At 46.8% G+C, this 4,092-nt stretch carries 3 protein-coding genes; all 3 read left to right on the top strand.

The window, feature by feature from the left end:
* Window positions 1-456: helix-turn-helix transcriptional regulator (locus B4J23_RS12920; RefSeq protein ID WP_291361148.1), on the top strand; the 456-nt coding region annotated here is incomplete at its 5' end.
* A 224-nt stretch (window positions 457-680) separates the two neighbouring features.
* Window positions 681-1,886 (top strand): acetyl-CoA C-acetyltransferase, encoded by a 1,206-nt coding sequence (locus B4J23_RS12915; RefSeq protein WP_291361146.1) that lies wholly within the window; start codon window positions 681-683, stop codon window positions 1,884-1,886.
* A 10-nt stretch (window positions 1,887-1,896) separates the two neighbouring features.
* Entirely contained in the window at window positions 1,897-4,029 is a 2,133-nt protein-coding gene (locus B4J23_RS12910) for a 3-hydroxyacyl-CoA dehydrogenase NAD-binding domain-containing protein (protein ID WP_291361144.1), read from the top strand.
* The last annotated feature ends 63 nt before the right edge of the window (window positions 4,030-4,092 follow it).

Genomic DNA, 4,092 nt, shown 5'->3' with positions numbered 1-4,092 from the left:
TTCGATATGCCGCGTACTGAAATTACCTTTGCAGCGGATTATCTGGATTTGCCAATTCGCCAGAATGAAGAAACTCTGGAAGAATTCCTGAAAGCAGCACCTGCTCAACTTCTAGTTAAATTTAAAAATACCAACTCGCTGACTTCGCGGATCCGTGATGTATTGAAGAGCCAGATCGGTGAAGAAATGCCGACCTTGAATGATGTCGCATCAATGCTCTACCTGTCTCCACAAACCCTGCGTCGCCGTCTGGCTGCCGAAGGCAAGAGCTATCAAGGCGTGAAAGATGCACTGCGCCGTGATGCCGCAATTCATTTATTGCTTAATCCGGATCTGACTCTGGAAGATGTTGCACAACAGGTCGGCTTTAGTGAAACCAGTACTTTCCACCGTGCTTTCAAAAAATGGACAGGGGTAACACCCGGCCTATACCGTCAGTTACACGGTTACCATTAAAAACCTTGCTATAAAACTGTATACTTGAAAAGTATCGTTTATTAAGCGCTACAAGCCCCTAGCCCAAGCTCCAGACTTGGGCTTTTTTATGCCCGCTTTTTAATCCATCAAGACTGACCAAATTGCTCAAATGATCTGGTCCGTTCTCGTCATTGCACTTCAAGATTTAATCATTACACTCGAAGCATTAGAACAATTTCAGTAAAGCAAGAAAAGGATATTGTATGAGCGAGGCCTATATTATTGATGCCATTCGTACGCCACGCGGAAAGGGAAAAAAAGACGGATCATTACATGAAGTTAAACCAATTAGTTTACTGATTACGCTCTTAAATGAACTGAAAGAACGCCATGACCTAGATACTTCTCAGGTGGATGATATTGTGCTGGGCTGTGTGACTCCAATTGGGGATCAAGGCGCAGACATTGCCAAAACTGCTGCAATTGCCGCAGGCTGGGACAATGATGTGGCTGGCGTTCAGATTAACCGTTTCTGTGCTTCTGGTCTGGAAGCTATCAATCTGGCTGCACAAAAAGTCCGTTCAGGCTGGGAAGATCTGGTCGTTGCGGGTGGTGTTGAATCCATGTCTCGCGTTCCGATGGGTTCAGACGGTGGCCCTTGGGCATTAGATCCTGAAACCAATATGGCTTGCGATTTTATTCCACAAGGCATCGGGGCTGACCTGATCGCGACCATTGATGGTTATAGTCGTGCAGATGTAGATCAATTCGCCGAGCAATCACAAAAGAAAGCGGCGGCAGCCCAAGCGAATGGTCATTTCAATAAATCTATTATTCCGGTGAAAGATAAAGCTGGCGTCGTGATTCTAGACAAAGATGAATTCATTAAACCGACAACAACTGCAGAAGGCTTAAGTGCATTAAAGCCAAGTTTTGCAACGATGGGCCAGATGGGCTTTGATGCTATCGCCCTACAGAAATATCCGGAAGTAGGCTCTGTAAACCATGTCCACCATGCAGGTAATTCTTCAGGCATTGTGGATGGTGCAGCAATCGTATTACTTGCCTCCGAACAGGCAGTGCAACAGCAAAATCTCAAGCCACGCGCCAAAGTACTGGCAACGGCGCTGGTTGGTGCCGATCCAACCATTATGCTGACTGGCCCCGCCCCGGCTGCACGTAAGGCTTTAGCCAAAGCCGGACTCACCATTGATGATATTGATCTGTTTGAAGTCAATGAAGCTTTCGCTGCTGTGGTGATGCGCTTTATCAATGAAATGAAGGTTGATCCTGCCAAAGTCAATGTCAATGGTGGTGCCATTGCCATGGGACATCCACTCGGTGCGACCGGTGCCATGATTCTAGGCACTTTACTGGATGAACTGGAACGTCAAGCTAAGAAACGTGGACTGGCCACCCTGTGTGTAGGTGGTGGTATGGGCATCGCAACCATTATTGAGTTGGTATAAGGAGATCAGCATGAGCGCAATTCAATATCAAAAAACTGAAGATCACATTGTCATTCTGACCTTTGATTCTCCGAACCAGTCCGCCAATACCATGAATGCCGACTTTCGCGCGGCTCTGGAAGAAGTCGTTGCCCAGTTACAAGCAGATGAACAGATCGCCGGGATTATTTTCCGATCAGCAAAAAAAACATTCTTTGCTGGCGGTGATCTAGATGAGTTAATTCAGGCGACGCCTGAACATGCCACCGAATTCTTCAATATGATTGAAGATATGAAAGCCAAACTGCGTTATATCGAAACGCGTGGTATTCCAGTAGTGGCAGCTTTAAATGGTACAGCCTTAGGCGGTGGTTGGGAAATTGCTTTATGTGCCCATCATCGTATTGCGCTGAATGATGCCAAGACTAAGTTTGGTTTACCTGAAGTCACTTTAGGCTTGCTGCCAGGCGGTGGCGGTATTGTCCGCATGGTTCGTCTGCTAGGCCTGCAAAATGCCTTACCTTTGCTGATGGAAGGCAAACAGTTTGGTGTAGAGAAAGCCAAGTCTTTGGGACTGGTGCATGACACAGCCGACTCACTGGATGAGTTACTAGATAAATCTATAGCCTGGATTAAACAACATCCGCAATCTCAACAGCCTTTCGATGTAAAAGGCTACAAAATTCCGGGAGGCTCTCCTTCTTCGCCTGCCGTTGCACAGATGCTGGCCATTGCTCCTGCGATGTTGCGTGATAAAACCAAGGGTTGTTATCCAGCACCAGAATCTATTCTCTCCGCTGCGGTTGAAGGTGCTCAGGTTGATGTCGATACTGCGCTAAGAATTGAGTCGCGTTATTTCACCTATCTCGCTACCGGCCAGATTTCCAAGAACATGATCGGTACATTCTGGCATGGCATGAATGCCATCAAGTCGGGTGCCAGCCGTCCTAAAGACTTTGCGCCATGGAAAGCTACTAAAGTAGGTATTTTGGGCGCAGGCATGATGGGTGCAGGTATTGCCTATGTCACTGCCAGCAAAGGCATTCAGGTGGTACTGAAAGATATTTCGGTCGAAGCTGCGGAAAAAGGCAAAGCGTATAGCCAGAAATTACTGGATAAAAAAGTGGCTCAAGGCCGCTTAACAGCCGAAAAACGTGACCAGATTTTAGCTCTGATCCATGCTACTGCGAGCATGGCAGATTTAGCAGGTTGTGACCTGATTATTGAAGCAGTATTTGAAAATCAGGAACTCAAAGCCAAAGTTACTCAGGAAGCAGAGCAATATTTATCAGCCAACGGTGTAATGGCATCCAATACCTCAACTCTACCCATCAGTGACCTAGCTCAAGCCTCTCAGAATCAGGCAAATTTTATCGGTCTGCATTTCTTTAGCCCAGTCGACAAAATGCAACTGGTCGAGATCATTAAGGGGAAAAATACTTCAGCAGAAACACTGGCCAAGGCATTTGACTATGTGCAGCAAATTGGCAAGCTACCGATTGTAGTGAATGACAGCCGTGGCTTCTTTACTAGCCGTGTCTTTGGCACCTTTGTACAGGAAGGATTACGTTTGCTTGCCGAAGGTGTGCATCCAGCTCGTATTGAAATGGCTGCGCTGAAAGCCGGTATGCCAGTCGGACCACTTGCTATTCAGGATGAAGTCTCTCTGACGCTTTCTGAGCATGTAGCTGCAGAAAGCCGTAAGGCTCTGGCTACACAAGGCAAAGAACGTCCAAGCACCGATGCGGATGCCGTGATTCAAACCATGATTCATGAGTTTAACCGTAAAGGCAAAGCTGCTGGTGCAGGTTTTTATGACTATCCTGAAGGGGGCAAAAAGCAGCTATGGTCTGGCTTGGAGCATTGGTATAAAGAAGTGGATATTTCTGAACAGGAAATGATAGACCGCTTCCTGTTTGTTCAAGCCCTCGATACTGTGCGCTGTCTGGAAGAAGGTGTGCTGGAGTCAGTGGTCGATGCGAATATCGGGTCAATCTTTGGAATTGGTTTTGCCGCCTGGACGGGAGGTGCTGTGCAGTTCTTGAACCAGTATGGTTTAACCAAAGCCTTGAATCGTGCTGAAATCTTGGAACGTAAATATGGCGAACGTTTCAAAGCGCCACAGTTACTCAAACAGAAAGTTGCTGAAGGTCAGCGTTTTTAAAACCTGAGTCTAAAAAGAGGAGCTTAGCTCCCACTGCGGTCCCATAGTTTGCTTTAAATAAAA

It is taken from the genome of Acinetobacter sp. UBA3025 (assembly GCF_002367915.1).
Taxonomy (GTDB): Bacteria; Pseudomonadota; Gammaproteobacteria; order Pseudomonadales; family Moraxellaceae; genus Acinetobacter.
This window is presented reverse-complemented; position numbering and strand designations above follow the sequence as displayed.